The sequence below is a fragment of the Allobosea sp. AAP35 genome (genome assembly GCF_001295925.1).
In the GTDB taxonomy this organism is placed as follows: domain Bacteria; phylum Pseudomonadota; class Alphaproteobacteria; order Rhizobiales; family Beijerinckiaceae; genus Allobosea.
The window spans coordinates 1-16,757 of record NZ_LJHQ01000061.1; the positions used below are offsets into that span (position 1 = coordinate 1).

General features: G+C 59.6%; 15 protein-coding genes and 2 pseudogenes. 7 read left to right on the forward strand and 10 right to left on the reverse strand.

The genetic code is table 11. The annotated features are described in order from the left end of the window. Positions 1–305: transposase (locus IP69_RS18285; RefSeq protein ID WP_197279941.1), on the reverse strand; the 305-nt coding region annotated here is incomplete at its 3' end. A gap of 310 nt (positions 306–615) precedes the next feature. Between IP69_RS18285 and IP69_RS18290 the strand changes: the two are divergent. Continuing rightward, a pseudogene (locus tag IP69_RS18290) lies at positions 616–1,166 on the forward strand (IS630 family transposase); the annotation flags it as partial. 16 nt (positions 1,167–1,182) lie between these two features. Next, positions 1,183–1,311: pseudogene (locus IP69_RS22430) on the forward strand (S-methyl-5'-thioadenosine phosphorylase); the annotation flags it as partial. 6 nt (positions 1,312–1,317) lie between these two features. Here IP69_RS22430 and IP69_RS18295 read toward each other — a convergent pair. The 6 genes from IP69_RS18295 to IP69_RS18320 form a co-directional block, all read right to left on the reverse strand. Continuing rightward, on the reverse strand, positions 1,318–2,526 hold the full coding sequence (locus IP69_RS18295; RefSeq protein WP_054144271.1) for a polysaccharide biosynthesis/export family protein: 1,209 nt from the start codon (positions 2,524–2,526) through the stop codon (positions 1,318–1,320). A gap of 5 nt (positions 2,527–2,531) precedes the next feature. Then, on the reverse strand, positions 2,532–3,734 hold the full coding sequence (locus tag IP69_RS18300) for a glycosyltransferase (protein ID WP_054144272.1): 1,203 nt from the start codon (positions 3,732–3,734) through the stop codon (positions 2,532–2,534). 3 nt (positions 3,735–3,737) lie between these two features. After that, positions 3,738–4,718, reverse strand: coding sequence for a sugar phosphate nucleotidyltransferase (locus IP69_RS18305; protein WP_082359450.1), 981 nt, complete (start codon positions 4,716–4,718; stop codon positions 3,738–3,740). A 20-nt stretch (positions 4,719–4,738) separates the two neighbouring features. Continuing rightward, positions 4,739–5,665, reverse strand: a complete 927-nt coding sequence (locus IP69_RS18310) for a glycosyltransferase family 2 protein (protein WP_082359451.1) — start codon at positions 5,663–5,665, stop codon at positions 4,739–4,741. Then, the gene (locus tag IP69_RS18315; RefSeq protein ID WP_197279942.1) at positions 5,665–6,825 is read right to left on the reverse strand and encodes a radical SAM protein; all 1,161 of its coding nucleotides are present in this window, start codon (positions 6,823–6,825) and stop codon (positions 5,665–5,667) included. The genes IP69_RS18310 and IP69_RS18315 overlap by 1 nt, the downstream gene beginning before the upstream one ends. A gap of 100 nt (positions 6,826–6,925) precedes the next feature. Beyond that, entirely contained in the window at positions 6,926–7,633 is a 708-nt protein-coding gene (locus tag IP69_RS18320) for a sugar transferase (RefSeq protein WP_197279943.1), read from the reverse strand. Between the two features lie 335 nt (positions 7,634–7,968). Between IP69_RS18320 and IP69_RS18325 the strand changes: the two genes are divergently transcribed. Both IP69_RS18325 and IP69_RS18330 read left to right on the forward strand, forming a co-directional pair. Beyond that, complete coding sequence (locus tag IP69_RS18325) at positions 7,969–8,907, forward strand: methyltransferase domain-containing protein (protein ID WP_054144277.1); 939 nt, start codon at positions 7,969–7,971, stop codon at positions 8,905–8,907. Next, the gene (locus IP69_RS18330) at positions 8,904–10,028 is read left to right on the forward strand and encodes a glycosyltransferase family 1 protein (RefSeq protein ID WP_082359454.1); all 1,125 of its coding nucleotides are present in this window, start codon (positions 8,904–8,906) and stop codon (positions 10,026–10,028) included. The genes IP69_RS18325 and IP69_RS18330 overlap by 4 nt, the downstream gene beginning before the upstream one ends. Here IP69_RS18330 and IP69_RS18335 read toward each other — a convergent pair. Then, on the reverse strand, positions 10,015–11,181 hold the full coding sequence (locus tag IP69_RS18335; protein ID WP_054144279.1) for a glycosyltransferase family 4 protein: 1,167 nt from the start codon (positions 11,179–11,181) through the stop codon (positions 10,015–10,017). The two genes, IP69_RS18330 and IP69_RS18335, sit on opposite strands and share 14 nt — an antisense overlap. 44 nt (positions 11,182–11,225) lie before the next feature. Between IP69_RS18335 and IP69_RS18340 the strand changes: the two genes are divergently transcribed. Further along, the gene (locus IP69_RS18340; RefSeq protein ID WP_054144280.1) at positions 11,226–11,981 is read left to right on the forward strand and encodes a hypothetical protein; all 756 of its coding nucleotides are present in this window, start codon (positions 11,226–11,228) and stop codon (positions 11,979–11,981) included. Here the strand turns inward: IP69_RS18340 and IP69_RS18345 are convergent, their stop codons facing one another. Continuing rightward, entirely contained in the window at positions 11,982–12,983 is a 1,002-nt protein-coding gene (locus IP69_RS18345; protein ID WP_054144284.1) for an NAD-dependent epimerase/dehydratase family protein, read from the reverse strand. Between the two features lie 229 nt (positions 12,984–13,212). Between IP69_RS18345 and IP69_RS18350 the strand changes: the two genes are divergently transcribed. After that, on the forward strand, positions 13,213–14,298 hold the full coding sequence (locus IP69_RS18350) for a hypothetical protein (RefSeq protein ID WP_054144281.1): 1,086 nt from the start codon (positions 13,213–13,215) through the stop codon (positions 14,296–14,298). Between the two features lie 9 nt (positions 14,299–14,307). Here IP69_RS18350 and IP69_RS18355 read toward each other — a convergent pair whose 3' ends face one another. Beyond that, positions 14,308–15,597: a hypothetical protein gene (locus IP69_RS18355; RefSeq protein ID WP_156323534.1), complete on the reverse strand. Its 1,290-nt coding sequence runs from the start codon at positions 15,595–15,597 to the stop codon at positions 14,308–14,310. Between the two features lie 98 nt (positions 15,598–15,695). Between IP69_RS18355 and IP69_RS21560 the strand changes: the two genes are divergently transcribed. Then, a complete protein-coding gene (locus tag IP69_RS21560) occupies positions 15,696–16,634 on the forward strand; it encodes an NAD(P)-dependent oxidoreductase (protein WP_197279944.1) in 939 nt (312 codons plus the stop codon). Positions 16,635–16,757 lie beyond the last annotated feature (123 nt).

Below are 16,757 nucleotides of genomic sequence, written 5' to 3' on the forward strand. Positions count from 1 at the left end.
TCGGGCGTCGGACCGCCGAGATCAAAGCGCAGGAAGCGCATCCAGGACAGACGGTCCCGGATTATGAACTCCATCTTCGCGTCGCTGAGATTGTGCTGCGCCTGCAGGATCAGCGCCTTGAACATCGAGACGGGATCGAAGGGCGGGCGCCCGCCCTTGGCGCCATCGCCGTAGCCGAGGCCCTCGACGAGCCAGCCACGGAAATACTCGAAATCGATCGTCGCTTCGAGCGTCTCCAGCGGATCGCCGATCTGGCTCAGCCGCTCCAGATGCTCCGACAACCCGAAAAACGACCGCTGTTCCATCGCAATCCGCCCCCTGCGCCGAGGGGAGATGGAATCATAAAATCAGCAGGCGCGGTAGGTTCTTGCGGGTGTCCAGCTCTGAAATCGTCATGTGTCGAAGCCCTCAGGGGCTTCAAAGATCGGCGCTCAGACCGCTCAAGCAAAGGTGCCAACGGGACAGCGCTTACGTCTCATCGTCCATGCAAAGCTCTCCAGCACCGCTGCCGGCACTGGTGCCGGATTAACGAACGCGAAAAGCTGGACGACGAAATCCGTCTCAACAAGGCGGCCTACGGCGCATGCTTACCTTACCCTGAAGGCCCATCTCGCCCATGTGCCCAGGCGCAAGCCGATCGAACTCTGGTTCCAGGACGAGGCGCGCATCGGCCAGAAGAATGGCCTGGTCCGGCAATGGGCCAGACGCGGAACCAGGCCGCGCCAGCCCGCCGATCAACGCTACAAGAGCGCCTATCTGTTCGGAGCGATCTGCCCGGCACGGGGCGTCGGCGCGGCGCTCGCCATGCCCTTTGCCGACACCCATGCCATGCAGGCCCATCTCGACGAGATCGCCAGGGCGGTCGCAAAGGGCGCCCATGCCGTCCTGCTGCTCGACCGCGCCGGATGGCGCATGACGGCCAAACTCGTCGTGCCGAAAAACATCTCGCTGATCTTCCTGCCCTCGCGCTCGCCCGAACTGAACCCGGTCGAGAACATCTGGCAGTATATGCGCGCCAACTGGCTCTCAGACCGCGTCTTCAACAGCTATAACGACATCATCGACGCCGCCTGCGACGCCTGGAACCGCGGAACCGCCTCGTCGATCAACCCAGCACCATCACAACCATCGGGATGCGCGAATGGGCCCATATCGGTCAATCGTGAGGGCCGTTGGTAATTACCAGCCGAGCGAGAGCCGTGCCCGGTCAAGTCGGAGCGCTCTCTGGATGGTGCGATCATGACCGCTCCCGCCATGCGTGACCCTGTCCTGCTTGAAAAGCTGGCCGTCGTAGCCGGTCGGGTCCTCTGAGGCGGATCAATCCAGCCTGCGAGCGTTTCGTGACGGCGGCGGTGTCGGAATGGCCAAGACATCGTCGGGCCTGACATTATCGATAAGACCGATCTGCACGAAATGCTCCGCTCCCCGCCGCAGCACCATCAGCTTTTCGAACGCCACGCCGGATGGATCAACGGCGGCACCCGTGGCCGCTGTCAGGCCACGAGCCGTATTGATCTGGGCTTCGAGACTGAGGATCGAAGCCCATTGCTGCGCAACCGCATCAGCCATTTCCTTAATACCATTGGCGATCTCTAGTTGTCGGTCCGCTTTAAGCGACAGTTCGCGCTGCTCGACGAGGGCTGCTTCACGGCGTGCACGGGCAACGGTCGCGTCGATCTCGCGCAAGTCGCCCTCATAGCCGATCATCGCCCGGTCGAGTTCGAAAACACGCGTAACGGGTGAGAGATTGCGCTCCTGAAGTCCGCGAAACATGGTGATTTCACGTTGTAGGATGACAATCTGTGCATTCTTTCCGGTGCGGCGCGACTGCAACGAGTCAAGCTCGCGGTTAAGTTCCGCACGCTGGTTGGCTGCGTTGCTGAGAGCCTCCGAAAGGGTCTGCCTGCGCACGTCAAGCAGTGTTGTTTCAAGCGTATAAAGATCAGAAATACGCTGTTCTGGAACCAGTTGCTGCAAATCAGGAACGCGAACGATTTGCTCCCTTCCATCTCGCTCGGCCTGTAGCCGTGCGAGGCGCACATGAGAGGCTGCTAGCTGGTCCTGAAGTTGTCCGAGCCGCTCCAGCAATCTGCCAACCTCGAGACGCGACACAGAATCGTCGGCGTTGCTGCGCCTGTAACCCCCCGCAAGCGCTATCAGGCTCATCACCGTCATACCCGGCGCGTAGGCGTGGGCGCCGGGCGTCTGCACATGACCGGTCACATAGACTGGCCGGTAAGTCACGATCTCGATGGTCACATCTGGCCGCGCCAGACCCATGCTTGAAGCTATACGATGCGTCAGCAGCACTTGTGCTTCGCCGAGTGTGAGCCCGTCGAAGGCAACTGTTCCGACGCGTGGCAACCTGACAGACCCATCCGCTTGTACCATGAACTCACGGCTCAGCTGCGCCTGGTCCAGAACCTCGATCCTTAGCCGGTCGCTAGGCCCGATCCGGTAACCCTCAAGTGCCGATGCCGCGACGGACCACAGCCAGATCGTGAGGACAGAAAGGATTCTCACCATGGCACTTATACCGCAACCGCCGCAGGCCCATGCAAAAGGTCCATGAGCCTGTGTTCGATGCGACGTGAAAGCTTGCCCCAACTATAGTCCATTTCCATGCGCCGCCTGCCGGCTACACCGACCCTGTGGCGCAGGTCGCCGTCCGTCAGGAGCCTGACACAGGCAGCAGCAAGGTCGGCTGGGGCTTCAGCCGCCAGATAGTCTTGGCCGTCTGCCAGCTCGAGCCCTTCTACACCAATCGCCGTTCCTATGACAGGCGTGCCCAGGGCCATGGATTCAATGACCTTGAAACGAGCCCCACCCGCGCCAAGACGTAACGGTACTACGGTCGCCCAAGCGCTGGCGATCTCGACCCTCACATCCTGCACTCGTCCGGTGTAGACGATACCGGGAAATTCTGGGGCGCTGCCGTCGTCCGGCTTCATTCCAGTGACACGCAATTCGGCATCTGGGTGCGCATTCCGGACCAGCGGCATCACCTCGGTGCCGAACCAGGCTACGGCATCCCTGTTGGGTGGATACGCGACCGATCCAGGATAAAGAAGTCGGTCCGGGACCGGCGTCGCAAGACCGACAGGATAGTCGTCAAGATTGAGACCGTTGGCGACGTGCATGAGCTTGGAACGTGGCCAGACCATTGCGAGCGACACGAGATCCTCGGCAGAATTGAGGAAAGCGACATCGACCAGCGGTTCGATGCGGCGCAGGAAGCGAGCATACTTGGCGCGCCGCAGTGTCCACAACTGCCGCTCGATCGGCCCCGCCAGCGCTCCCATCCGCTCAAATTGGAGCATGGATTCGCAGACATAGTCGATTGCCAGAGGCTTGCGTCCAAGAAACTCGACACAGCCAACAAGAGCCGGATCGCCAAGCAGCACCAGTTCGGGCTCGCTTGCAGCAACGAGTTCTGCAAGATGCCGTGCCATCTCTTCCGACCGAAACTCGTGCACATCGGCAGGTTCAGCCGAGAGCCGGCGCATCACGCTGCCGCCAAAGCTCCCGGATCCAGCGGTGCGCTTCACCAGGCGGACATCAAAAAAACGCGCCCGGTCGGCGTCGCTCATTTCCTGGCTCTGCAGTGGCTCGACGAAGCAAGCGAGTGAGACCTGGTGACGTTCCGCAAGCGAACGCGTCACCAGCGCTAGGCGATGTGTCTGTCCGTTGTAGGCAGGGAACGGCTGCGAGGGCAGCAGGACAAGGATGCGCATGGCTCACGTCCCGCTGCCGACGGACCACTCGGCAAGGTCGGCCCGGCAATCGACCATCTGCGTCGACGAAACCACAAACCCATCAATGTCCTGCCGCGAGGAGACCACCGCGCCTTCGAGGATAACGGAGCGCCTCACATTGATTGCGCGATCGATCACGGCCTTGCGGCCGATTATGGCGTGGTCGAGCACGGCATCGGGATGCAGCCGTGCGGTCGGATCAATAATGTTGTGCTGCCCGCGCCGCGCCGCCACGATCAGGTTGCAGCGCAGCAGGTCGGCCGGAAAGGTAAGGTTGATGTCGTCCTCAATGCAATCGCTGACCCGGACATGATGGTCGTCATCAATCATTACCTGGATCGATTCCGTCAGCTCATATTCATTCCGCATCGCCGTGCGCGGGGTCCGTCGTACGGCGTCGAAGATCACTGGATCAAACAGGTACAGACCGACGCCCTTGAGATTGTTCTGGGCATGGCGCGGCTTCTCGATGACGCGACGTACCCGGCCATCGCTGTCCTGAAGGATGGCGAAGTTCTTGCGGATCGCAGCCGGGTCAGCCTCGATCTTGGCAGCAAGTACGCCTTGGCATTGCTCGGTTTCCATGACCCGCATCATGTCCTTCAGATCATGCGGCAAAAAGAAGATGTCCCCCAGCATCAGCAAAAACGGCCTTGTCAACACAGGCTCGAGGCGGCCAAGCGCGTGAGCGATACCAGCCATTTCGGTCTGTTCGACATAGTGCAGGTTGACACCGAGCTTTTCGCCATCGCCCAGGATCTTGGTGATCTGGTAGCCACGATGGCCGATCAGCACCACAATCTCGGTGATACCAAGATCGCGCATCTGTCCGATCTGGTATTCGATCAGGGCGCGGTTGCCGATCGGCAGCGCCGCCTTGGGGATCGTCTCGCCGAACGGGGCCATACGCGTTCCGTAGCCGGCGGCAAGGATCGCCCCCATGTATTTTTTTTGTACCGTCATGTTCGCTGATCCCTCACGCTTCAGCCACTCCGCTGAGCCGTTGCACGAACGGTCGCCCTAAGACGAGCAATCTCGTCGCCCAGCAGCACAGCAGCCGCTCTCCCCAACAGGGCGGCCATGGCGATGTAGCGCATAGGGTTCCGCGGACCCGCATGATGATTGGCATAGTAGCGATAGGCTCCGCGATGGAAGTCGACCACCATCCGCGTCCGTCGAACCTTGCGGTGACGGGCTTTCAGATTCTCGTTGTGGATCACAATATGGCCTGGAAGCGACACGATACGGAAGCCACCCTTCTTAATGCGCTGGCACCAGTCGGTGTCGGACCAATAGACGAAATAATTTTCATCGTAGGCACCGACTTTATCTATCACCGCGCGGCGAACTGCCATGCAGGCTGTTGAAAGCGTGTCAACATCGAACGGTTCACGGTCGCCATCATGCTCTGCCATCAGGTAGCGCCGTGAAAACCGATTGTTCGGCCAGATTCTAGTGAGCAGGGCCCGCCGTCCGAAAAGTCCTGCCCAGGGTGACGGAAACCGGCGCGCCGTGCGTTGTGGCGTGCCGTCCGGATAAACCAGGGTGCAACCGCAAGCCCCGACATTGGGGCTTGAGTCCAGGAAACCCAGCATAGCATCGACAGCTCCTTCCGTGACCTCGGTGTCGCTGTCGAGAGAGAGCACGATTTCGCCGCGGGCGCTGCCGACACCGCGATTGAACCCGACAGTCAGGCCGAGATTGCGTTCGCACTCGATCAGTCGCAGATCGGGCCAGGTTTGCCGGACCCATTCACGGCTGCCATCCACGGATGCGTTGTCGACAATCACTGTCTCATGGTGAGCCTTCGGCGCATATCGCTTGAGCGCGGTGAGGCAGCGCTTCAGCAATTCGCCGCCATTGTAGTTAACGATGACGATCGACAACTTAGGTGCGATGCGTCCGGACATCACGGCGCCTGCCTTTCAGGTGACGGACGGTGGGAAACATTCAGCACTGTCGTCGGGCCCTTCACCGAGCCAGCAACCCCGGTAGTAACGTTATCAACCGCCGACACAGCGGGCTTTGGTTGCCGCGCGCTCTTCGGAAGCTTACTCGGGTGGCGCTGGAAAATGTCACAGCCATCACAAATGGTTTTCTTGCGTCCGTCCCAGTCCTTGTCTGTGTAGAGTGCGCGCGCGCTTCGGTATTTCTCGTTGTTCCAGATGCCGGGAATGTCGATGGTCTCGTGCGCCTCCATATGGTCGAAGTCACGCCGATCTTTGTAGACAATGCAACATGGAGACACTCCCCCGTCGGCGTTCACAACCATCGAGCGATACAGGTAGTAGCAGGGTGCCGGCCGGTCTGCCTGCCCGAATGTCTGGGGTGTGTCCGCGCCCTTGTCTCGCCCTTCGAACTTTGTCGGAAACCACTCGTCAGCGAGAATGCGACGGTTGCGGGACTCGAAAGGCAGTCCGACCGGAATGAAGCGTATCCGGTCCACACCAAGGCTGACGGCAAGGCGTTCAGCTTCATCAACGTTGTCTTCATTGTGTTTCATCACAATGTACTGCCACTCCACAAACGGAGTTTTCAAGCCACGTGCGTTGCGCTTGCGGATCAGGGATGACAAGTTCTCGATGACGCGATCGAACTTACCCCTCACGCGATACTTCTCGTAGGAGGCCTGATCCGTGCCGTCGAGCGAGACGGTCAGATGTTCCAGGCCAGCGTCGAGCAGTCCGTCGAGATGGTGCTCCTGCGCTATCACCAGGTTCGACGACATGTTCGTGCCTACGTTATTCAACTGGGCGTAGGCTATCATCCGGAAAACATCCGGATTGAGCAACGATTCTCCCCAATTGTGAACGTTCACTTCGAATAAATAAGGTAGATGCGGGTCCAGATAGCGCTTGAAACAATCAAAAGACATCATGGTTTGCTTGCGTCCCAGGTCCTCCATTCCCGTCGGACAAAGCGGGCACCGAAGATTACAGAAATTGCACGGATCCAGAAACAGGATGTACGGTCGCCCTTTAACTTCAATTCGACGAAGCTTGCGTTCGGATTCGACCAGCGCAAGGTTAATCCACTTGCGCGGCGTGCCATGCTCCAACACGGCTCGCATATGGCGTCCCATCCGTGTGTACTGCGGAATACTCTTCAGGAGGCGGCTAGCGCGTCTGTTTACTGCCATTCCAAACCTCACTCGCCTAGCGTGCAGAACTTCAGAAAGCGCCCTTGCGAGCAATCGTGCACCATACGGTCCGAAACAGAACCAGCAAATCTGTACGCACAGACTTCTCTCTGATGTAGGCTAGGTCGTGCTCAACCGTCTCGTCGAAGGTCAGATCGCCGCGACCATAAATCTGGGCATAGCCGGTGATCCCGGGAAGGACGTCGAATTTCTGCAGCGTCCGACTGTCATAGTATTGCAGCATCTTCCACATTTCCGGGCGCGGCCCCACCAGCGCCATATCGCCGACTATCACATGCCAGAAATTGGGAAGCTCATCGAGGCTGGTGCGTCTAAGCCAATTACCAAAGGGTGTCACTCGCGGGTCGACCTTGAGTGACAACTTTACCTCGCCGACTTCGTCTTTGCTGAAGGAATATGCACACAGGTCAGGAAAGCGTGTCGTGGAGTCGGTGTACATGGTTCTCAACTTTGCGAACCTGAACGGCCTGCGTGCATACCGGCCAATACGTTCCTGCACGAACAGTGCGGGTCCTGGACTTTCAAACTTCACGATCAGCATGAGGACAAGGATCACCGGCAAAAAAAGTAACAGTGCCATGACCGCGAAACACCGCTCTAGAAAAACAAACCACCACGGGTTGTTTAGCTGCGGTGAAACAGATAACGGGGACGTTATGGATGCCTCGCCCTTGTTTACATCAAAGCTTCGAGCAGTGCGAATGAGCCCTTTTTGCATGACCAATACTCCGTCAAGATTTGACATGGGCCTTTAATTTACATGTCTAATCTTGCAGATAACAGCTGAGATGACCATGGTTAGCGAGAGTACTATTGCTATCCGTGGCAAAAAATTTAAGGCATCGCAGTCTAAATGCATTCCCGCGCACGGGCAAGCAAAAATTTAATGCATCATCAACCCAATTGGAGTGCAGAATCCCATGAAAGATAAGTGCTATGTGGTTAGAACTAGGGAAATAACTCTACGGTAGGCATGTCTGCGGCACTTGTGTGGCGTACCTTGACAGGTGCTTTGCGTTGGTCGCTTTTGTGGTGTCGCGAGGAGTTTCGTGTATGAAAGAAAGCGAAACATCGATCCGGATTGGCAGCCTCGTGGTCTGCCCTAATTGCCTTGGCGAGCTGCGGGCCGATAAACAGATGATCACCTGCACGGAATGCGAAGCCGTCTATGTTGTCGAGGATGGCTGGCCAATCTTGCTGACGGCCTCCGATCAGCGTTTCGACGATGTCTCCGACTGCTGCCTTAACGCCGACGAGATCAGGACCAATACATTCACCACCCTGAACTACAGTATTCCCTTGCTACGCAAGCTTGCGGGACGAGACCCGACCGGCCTGCGCGTGCTCAGCGCGGGTTGTGGCGTGGGCGTTGATGTCGATCTATATCGTGCCGCAGGTATCGAAGCTCACGGTGTGGATTGCGGGGCGCGGATCGCGGCATGGGCAACAAGGCAGCACCCAGAGGCACTGTACTTTACCAGTGTCTCGCACCTGCCCTTCCCGGACGCGACATTCGATGCAGTCGTAACCGGCTGCCTGCTCCCCCATATCGGGGTTGTTGGCGACAGCGTGGACGTCAGCGATGGCGTCGACGAGGCGCGCCAGCAGGTCGCAAGTGAATTGTTGCGCGTCACGCGACCAGGCGGCCACATCGTGATGGGAAATCCGAACCGGCTGTGTCCTGTTGACCTATTTCACAAGGGTCAGATGGCACATCCCGGAGCCCTTGGCCGCTGGCATCCCTTGACCGAGCGCTTCCTTCTCTCGTTCAACGATCATGTCCGCTTGTTTGGAAATGCGGCGGTTGTTTCTACCTTACCGGTCAGCGGCTATTGGGGCTTCCACAGCAAGCAGGAGCGGCCGGCGACTTGGGTTCTGGCCCAGGTGCTGAAAGTCTATCTGGGCCTGTTGTCACTGCCGCCACTCGACCTACTGAGGCGTTCGGGGTTCAATCCGTGGCTAATGGTCTTGGCCACGAAGGCACAAGCTTGAGCAAAATCGCAATCTTCCCGGTCATGTCCGGCCGAAATGGGGGCGGGCCGGAAACCTATGAGCGTGAATTGGTCAGGGGTTTGTCCGTTCATGATCGAGAGACGGACTATCATATTACCTGCCTGAATTCAGCGGCCGCAGCGGCTCTGGAGACCGGGCAGCCTAATTTCCGGTCCCACATCATTCCCGGCGGTGTGCGGCCACTAGCCATGACTGTCGGCCTGCCCTGGGTCTTAAAACGGGAGAGCATCAATTTCATGCACGCGGCCTATATCCCACCAACCTGGTCGCCCGTGCCTTACGTTTTTACGCTCCACTGCTCCAGCCCGTTCGCCACACCGGAGCTATTTCCGCCTGCGATTTTGGCGCGGCTGAAATTCCTGCTGGCACGGGGGATGCGCGATGCGGCCCATGTCATCTGCGTGTCGCACGACGTGCTCGCACGCGCTGCCGAACACTACCGGCTGGACAAGGCCCGACTAAGCGTCGTCCACAATGGTGTCGGTGCGCAGTTCCAGCCAACGACGCCCGAGCAGCGCGCGCCAACCCTTCTAAAATACGGCCTGACCGGCCGCTATGTCCTTAGCGCCGCGCGTTTCGAGAAGCGCAAGAACCTTGCAAGGTTGCTAGAGGCGTTTGCGCGGCTGCGTGCCACCGATCCCGATTGCGTCCTCGCGCTCGCCGGCGACATGACCTGGGAAGCCGAGCCACTTGCGCGCAAGATTAGGGAACTTGGGCTTGCCGACGGGGTAGTCAGGCTTGGCTATGTCCGGCACGATCATATGCCGCACCTGTATGGCGGGGCGGTAATGTTCGCATTTCCCTCGCTTTGGGAAGGCTTCGGGATACCGGTTCTAGAGGCCATGGCTTGCGGAGCGCCGGTTCTCACCTCCGACACATCGTCGCTGCCGGAGGTCGCAGGTGGCGCGGCGCTGACGATAAACCCTCTATCTGTCGACGAAATCGCCGCCGGCCTATGCAGTCTTGCGCACGATGCGAGATTGCGTGCACGGCTGTCCGCTGCCGGGCTGGAACGGGCCAAGCAATTTTCCTGGGAACGAACTGCAGCCGAAACACTGGCAGTGTACCGCCGCGTGATGGCTGACCTCAAGATCGCCTGAACGGCACTTGTTGACCATCTTGGCTATCGAGAACCGAGCGATAAAGTGCCTCGATTTTCACAAGCATGCCCTCCAGTGTGAAGTCCTCGGCCACGCGCCGCCGGGCCGCATTGCCCATGCGCTGCCGCAACCTCGTGTCCAGGAGCAGCGGCCTCAGCGCGGCGGCAAGGGCGGCGGCATTGCCTGGCGGACAAAGGAAGCCGGTGACCCCCGGAACCAGTGTCTCTCCCGTGCCACCGATGTCGCTGGCGACAATTGGAAGTCCTGCGGCCTGCGCTTCCATCGAGGCGGTCGGAAAGCCCTCTTCCAGGACCGACGGCAACACGGCGACATCGAGCATTTCGAGAGCCTGGGCAACACTTGCGACATAGCCTGGCATAACCAGCCTGTCGGAAAGGCCCAGTTCCGACGCGATTTCGCGCAATCCCTGCATGTCGGGACCGGTTCCGCCCAAAAAGGCCAAGAGGTCGGGAAACTCGGACATCAGGATGGCCATCGCGCCGAGCAGGTGCTCGTGCCCCTTCTCGTGCGAGATGCGGCCGACAGCGCCGACGACCAGCGCCTCCTGGCCAATCCCCAGTCTTGCGCGGCTTTCGACACGATGGCCACCCGGTGCCCAAGCCGCGCTGTCGATGCCTGTATGTATCACCTCGACCCGATCCTTCGGGGTGCCGGCGCGTATAATCTTGCCAGCCATCTGGTGCGACACGGTGTAAACCGCATCAAAGCGCGGCAGCACGAAGCGTCTTTCGAACGCATAGAGCGCCTTCAGCTTGGCATTAAGTTCCCACCAGCCGAATGCAGTCGCGATGGCGGGTCTTGCCAGCCGTGCTCGGCTGAATGCAACAAGCGTGTTCGACATGTTGTCATGGCTGTGGATCAGGTCGATGCGTTCCTTGTCTACGATCCGACTAAGCGCGGCCACGGCCGCCGGCCACGAACGCCAGCCTCTCCATGGAACAGGCTCCGCCAGGCACGCACCGGCAGCAGCAGCCATGCTTGCAAAGACGCGATCGGCCTCTTCGCCGCTGTCATAAGGTGCTACGACGATCTCGACTGCGTCACGCGGCAGCGACCTGATGAGCGAAAGCAGGATTGTCTGCGCCCCGCCCATGGCCCATGTTCTGCCAACAAAGAGGATTTTGATGGCCATGGCGCTCCGTTTCAAGTTCGGGCTTGCGCCGGAGGAGAGGAAACGTGACGAAGCGCCCCGGCTATCACTTTTCGGTGGATGATGTTCTAGAGAGTCTGCTGATGCTCTCCGACTGGCATCTTCGCGTCGGTGCGCAGCCTTTTCTCGCTTTCTGTACGCAGCTTGCGTCCGAGGGTGCTATCACCGATCTCTATCTCTTTCGCCGGATGAACGGCATCGATGGGCGGGTCCGCAGCCTTGACGAAGTCGCCAATCCGCTGGTTATCGAGGCCCTTGCAGGGCTGGCAGGCGTGCGCTTCGGGCCCCATGCCGAAAACTACGCCACAGCCCCGCACGCGCAGACGCTCGATAGACAGGCGGCGACCATGCATGGCCTGTTCGAGATCATCTCGCGTCTTGCCCTGCCGGAGTCGCGGGCGCGCTGGGTCCGTCTGCACTACTTTTCGGAATGCTTCGAGATCGCCCCGGTCTTCCGCGAGCATGGCGTCGAAGCTCTGCTGACAACCGATAAGCCCGCCCTTACCTGGCGCATGGGTCCGCGCGAGGCCGAGGAACTTGGGCGATTTGGTATGACCGAAGCGAACGGTCTTACAATGATCCGAAGTCATCTTAGGCTTGAAAGCTTTGCCGACGAAGCTGACGACCCAGCAAGATTCCTGGCTCGCATCGACGAAGTTCTTGACAGCCATGGCTTTGTCACCCTGTTCACCCATGAAACCGACATGGCCGACGCAAGGGTCCGAACACTTGCCCTTGCCTCGGTCAGACACTTTGCGCGACGTGGAATTGCCGCCATCTGATCACGAAGCCTTCTCGGTAGCGAGGCGTTCGCTGATCCAGCCATACAGTTCGCGCATGCCTTCTTCGAACGCGATACGCGGCTCCCAGCCGAGAACGCGCTTGGCCTTGGAAAAATCGGCACACCGGCCGAGATCACCTTCGGGCTTAGTCGGGTCGTAAATGATGTCGATCGGCTTTCCGGAAATGCGGACCACGGTTTCGGCAGCCTCACGTATTGTGGTACAGGTATCGGGGCCGATTTGGATGGCACCTCGGCCGAGGCCTTTGTCCATTGCTGCAACAAGTGCGTCGACGACATCATCGACATGGACGAAGGCACGCCCCTGCCGACCGGTACCCCATACTGTAAACGGTGCGGCTGGCCACTCAATGACCCTGCGCGTGATCGCGGGCAAGACCTGACTGCGCTCGGTGCCAAAGTCGCACGGCGCGCCATAAACATTGTGAAGCATCGGCAAGCAGACGGGAATTCCTGTTTCCTTTTCCAACAGCATGGCTTCATACTGGCCCATCAATTTGCTCCAGCCATATGCGGATTCAGGCGAAGCGGGAAACAACTCCTCCTCTCGCAGCGGCGCAGCATCCGGGCCGGTCTGCCGTTCTGCAGGGAAGCTGCAGGCAGTTCCAACGTAGACGTAGCCCTTGAGCTTCGGAAATCGCGCCACGCTTGCCACGACATTGGAATTGATCAGTAGGTTTTGCCGGAACAGCGAGCGTTCGTGGCTAAAGACATAGCCGATGCCGGCCACCACGTCGGCCAGATGGAAAACGTAGCTAACGTCGCCAAGCAGGCCATCCAGCACATCAGGAACTGACAGGTCGCGTCTGTGAAAGTCATGCTCGATGTCGATGACGAACCGCCCGCATGCCGTTTGGAGGTATGCCAGCTGGCCACGCCAGAGATTGTCTACAACGCTGACGCGATGTCCCGCAGCAACAAGCCTCCGGGTCAGCGTCGAGCCGATCATGCCGGCACCACCTGTTACAAGTACGTGGCCCATCACCATCACCTGCCCGCCAGAACATCTGTTTTCCGGCCGTTACAATATTTTAGGTGCGCTTTAGGCATGAAACCGGAGTTGTGTTCCGCCCGGCTTGGAAGCTAGACGCATATGTGTTGTAACGTCAATCAGAATGAAGTGTGGCTCGGAAGCACAAGAGGATCACTTTATGTTGCCTGCAAGACTGGTTGCGAGCGTAGCTGCGTGTTTCCTATCTCTAGGGCTTGCCATGGCGAAAGCGCAGACGCGGGACGTGCTTTACGGCTTCACGGCATTTCCGCACGATCTGACAGCTGAGGCGGTTGACCAGGTGCACCAGCGCATTCTGCCGAACGCCACGCTCTATGCACAGCACATGGACCAGTGCCTTCCTTGGCATGCCGCCCTGACGGGCGGTGCCTTCCCACCCTGGTTGCAGAACGACCTCAAGGACATCCGAGCACGGCGCACCCCGCAGCAGGTCATGTACGTGGCCGTGACGCCAACAAAAAATGATCGGCGATCCGTCGCGGCCGCTTGCGCCGAGACAGAGGGCAAGGAACGCAGCATGCCATCCGTCCTGCGTTCAGCGCGTCTCAACGCGCCCGCCCTCAAGACCGCCTATGTCAACTATGTACGTCGGATTGCTGACGAGCTGAAGCCGACCTATATGGTCGTCGCGATTGAGATAAGTGAACTTGCCATAAAGCATCCCGGCGAATGGATGGAGTTTGACGAACTTTTCCGCAGTACGGTCGAAGCCATGCGGCAATCTCACCCAAATGTGAAAGTTGGCCTCGAAATCGTCCTGCAAACGGTCATGAAACAAAGCGTCGGTGACATGGTGAAGCCGACTGCGGAGCTTGGCGATTTCATCGGCGTCAGCTTCTACCCCTATGGTGGAGAGTATGGCGTCAAGCTTGGAGCCCCCGCCCTTCCCGCCCCGCCGGAACAATGGCGCGCGCCGCTCCGCTTTCTGCGCCAGTGGACAGCCAAACCTGTTGCCATGGCCGAGACGGGGTACACCACGGCCAACGTGAAGCTAGCGGAGGCAGGAATCGAGTTCAAAGGTGACTCCGCCCTTCAGAAGCAGTTTCTGGAGGATCTGATCGAATTTTCCGTCCGCGATTCATATCTCTTCGTAGTGTGGTTCATTGCCATCGACTATACAAAGCTGATTGCAAAGTTCCGCGAGATGGGCACGGTCCAGGAATGGATGAATATCTGGGTCAACACCGGATTGTTCGATGCAGACCTGCGTCCGAAGGCGGCCTTTGAGGTCTGGAGCCGCTGGCTCAACCAGTCGGCGATCCGCGCAGCGCCACCCCGATTCTGAAGACGATCATCAGTGCCGACGCAGGTCATGGACGTGAGCAGAAAGCCGCCAGGCCATGGCATGTACGGCTATCGACCGCACCACGTGAACAGCCGTTGCGACGGTCGCCGTTCCCATGGCTCCAAAGGCCGGTATGGCGATCCAGTAGGCCAGGAACGCCACCGGCGCGACCACAAAGTCAGTTTTGAGCAGAAAGTCCTTCTGGGTCAGCAGCACCAGAGGCAGCGCCAGCGGTGTTGTCAACATGCCGGCCAGGGTTCCGCCGAGCAAGATGAGGAGCAAGGGCACCATGCTGGCATAAGCCTGCGGCGCATAGCGCAGCAATAATGGCTCCGCAAGGACAAAAGCCGCTGCGTACATCGACAGCGCCGCCGATAGCATGACTGCATGGCTCTGTACCAGGAACCGCCGCCCAAGCCCGGCCTGCACATGGGATACCAGGGTCGGCAGAAGGGCGATCCCGAGATAGGTACCGACCAGTTCGGGTGCGACGGCGAAGTTTGCGGCAGCGCCATACTGTCCGAGTTCCTGCGCGTTGGAGAGCCACCCCATCAGAAGAAGATCGAGGCGGCCAATCACCGCACCGAGGGCGATGGTGGGCAGGTACCAAGACACTTGGCTCGCCGTTGCGCGGGCCGCGCTGGCTATTCCATCGCTGCATAGCAGGAGACTGCGTCTTGACGCATACACTGAAAATGCGGTGGCACTCGCGGCAGCCGCAGCAAAACTCCACATAAGGGCAGCAGGGCCGAGGCCAGCTAGCCAGACTGCAAAACCAGCAAACGTCAGTCTCAGGACCACATGAAGTGTCTCGACCGCACCATAGGAAGCGAACCTTCGCCGCATCTGCAGATGCACCAACGTGCTGCGCAGGAGCAGAAAAGCGCCCAGAGCAGCCAGAGATGGCAGGGCCAGAGGCTCACCAGAAGCCACTTCGCCGGCGGATTGCCCGGTCACAATGAAGACCAGTCCTGCCGGGAGCAACAGCAGCATTTTCATGATCATTGCGGCGTGCTCGCAACCAAGCGCACTGATGATCGGCACGTCAGCGCTGCTTGCATCGTTGAGCGTCGACTGCGCAAGCCGGATGACGGCCAGGTCGAAGGGAGCGCCGATCAACGCATCAGCCAAAAACACCAGCATCAGCCAGAATGCCCAATTCCCGTAGATCACCGGCGGCCATACAAAAACCAAACCCACATTAAGCAGAAGGATCAGCACGCCACCGGCAATCTTGGGCCCGGCAGTGAGCGCCATGTCGCGAAGAACCCGGAGCCATTTGCTGTTGGGTACGGTCAAGGGGTTGCCCCGGTTGCGCTTTGCTTGACAGTGGAACGCGCTGCCGGCCTGCGCAAGCCGGCAGCGGGCGACAATCATCAAGGCACGGGGGCAGCGGCGTGAAGGTTTTGGTCACAGGCGCGACAGGATTCATTGGCGGACACCTGGCACGCCATGCCGTATCGCTTGGTTGCGAGGTTGCCGGACTTGGCGGCGCGGCACTGCTCTGCCCGGAAGATTTGGCAAGGTCGGGTCTGGCCTGGCACCGGCCAGGTCCGATCGACATGGCGGCTCTAGCAAGCTTGCCCTTCAGGCCTGATCTAGTTCTGCACTGCGCGGGGGGCGCAAGCGTGGCTGCATCTGTAAGCGACCCCGCACTAGACCGGCGCAGAACAGTCGAAACCACTGAATTGCTTGTTCGCCACATTGTCGAGAACGCACCTCAGGCGCGCCTCGTCTATCCGTCGAGTGGCGCCGTCTATGGTGCGCACGCAGCAATCCTGCCGCGGGATTGCCTGCAGCCCGCTGCTCCGCTGTCACCCTATGGGCAACACAAGGCAGAGGCGGAGGCGGTGATCCGGGCCGCATCAATCCAGAACGGCCTCAAAGCGGCAATTGTGCGGCTGTTCTCGATATTCGGTCCAGGCCTGCGCAAGCAGCTGCTTTGGGACGCCTGCGAACGTTTTCGGGCCGGACATGCCGAATTTGGCGGTAGTGGTGCGGAACTGAGAGATTTCCTTGCTGTCGAGGATGCCGTCAGCCTGCTCTGGCAGGCTGGAGAGCATGCTGGGTCGGGGTGCCCCCTCGTTGACGGCGGAACCGGAACCGGCACGGCGGTGTTCGAGGTGCTAACGCTGCTAGCGGGTCATTTCAAGCCCCGCCCGGTCATTCGTTTTTCGCGCGTCGCCCGAACCGGTGATCCCTTTGATATGGTTGCGGATATCCGTGCAGCCACGGCACTGAACTGGCGACCAGCTATCGGGCTTGCGCACGGCGTAGCCGCTTATGCGAAATGGTTCAAGCAGGCTGTCGGCGATCATCCACCAGCGGCAGGGTGACCATGTCGAAGCTGGGCACCCGCAAACCTCGCGGGGTGCGCGGCATGCTGGAGTGGGCCCCCTTGAGGCGGACAGTGTGACGACAGGGAATTGACCGGGGAGCCGGGCTTTCGAAGGATGAAA

What these genes read in the sequence shown, in the direction of transcription:
- IP69_RS18315 (WP_197279942.1), bottom strand. Translation starts at nt 6,825, where the DNA reads ATGCGAGCCGTGTTGGAGCATGGCACGCCGCGCAAGTGGATTAACCTT.
- IP69_RS18305 (WP_082359450.1), bottom strand. Translation starts at nt 4,718, where the DNA reads ATGACGGTACAAAAAAAATACATGGGGGCGATCCTTGCCGCCGGCTAC.
- IP69_RS18350 (WP_054144281.1), top strand. Translation starts at nt 13,213, where the DNA reads ATGGCGAAAGCGCAGACGCGGGACGTGCTTTACGGCTTCACGGCATTT.
- IP69_RS18310 (WP_082359451.1), bottom strand. Translation starts at nt 5,665, where the DNA reads ATGTCCGGACGCATCGCACCTAAGTTGTCGATCGTCATCGTTAACTAC.
- IP69_RS18300 (WP_054144272.1), bottom strand. Translation starts at nt 3,734, where the DNA reads ATGCGCATCCTTGTCCTGCTGCCCTCGCAGCCGTTCCCTGCCTACAAC.
- IP69_RS18325 (WP_054144277.1), top strand. Translation starts at nt 7,969, where the DNA reads ATGAAAGAAAGCGAAACATCGATCCGGATTGGCAGCCTCGTGGTCTGC.
- IP69_RS18345 (WP_054144284.1), bottom strand. Translation starts at nt 12,983, where the DNA reads ATGGGCCACGTACTTGTAACAGGTGGTGCCGGCATGATCGGCTCGACG.
- IP69_RS18335 (WP_054144279.1), bottom strand. Translation starts at nt 11,181, where the DNA reads ATGGCCATCAAAATCCTCTTTGTTGGCAGAACATGGGCCATGGGCGGG.
- IP69_RS18295 (WP_054144271.1), bottom strand. Translation starts at nt 2,526, where the DNA reads ATGGTGAGAATCCTTTCTGTCCTCACGATCTGGCTGTGGTCCGTCGCG.
- IP69_RS18320 (WP_197279943.1), bottom strand. Translation starts at nt 7,633, where the DNA reads ATGCAAAAAGGGCTCATTCGCACTGCTCGAAGCTTTGATGTAAACAAG.